At 49.6% G+C, this 234-nt stretch carries 1 protein-coding gene; it reads left to right on the top strand.

Features of this window, described 5'->3' with window-relative positions:
* Window positions 1-85: 85 nt before the first annotated feature.
* Window positions 86-234, top strand: a 149-nt coding sequence (locus QSV46_RS41125) for a DUF892 family protein (protein WP_314964535.1), incomplete at its 3' end; no start/stop codon positions are given.

Raw genomic sequence — 234 nt, 5'->3', positions numbered from 1 at the left:
GATCTGCGCAGGGGAAATTGGTTTCGGTTAGGAACAACTCAACGGCAATCGTGTTTGGTACCAGCAATTTAACCTGGAGGGTCCTATGGCTAGAGAGAAAGAACTGAAAGATCTGTTTCTTGATACACTGAAGGATATCTACTTCGCCGAGAAGAAGATCCTGTCCGCCCTGCCGAAAATGGCCAAAGCCGCGCAGTCGCCGAAGCTTAAGGCTGCGTTTGAAAAGCACATGGC

The organism is Bradyrhizobium cosmicum, from assembly GCF_032290525.1.
GTDB lineage: Bacteria > Pseudomonadota > Alphaproteobacteria > Rhizobiales > Xanthobacteraceae > Bradyrhizobium > Bradyrhizobium cosmicum_A.
Note: the sequence above shows the minus strand (reverse complement) of the source record. Positions and strands in the feature narration are given on the sequence as shown.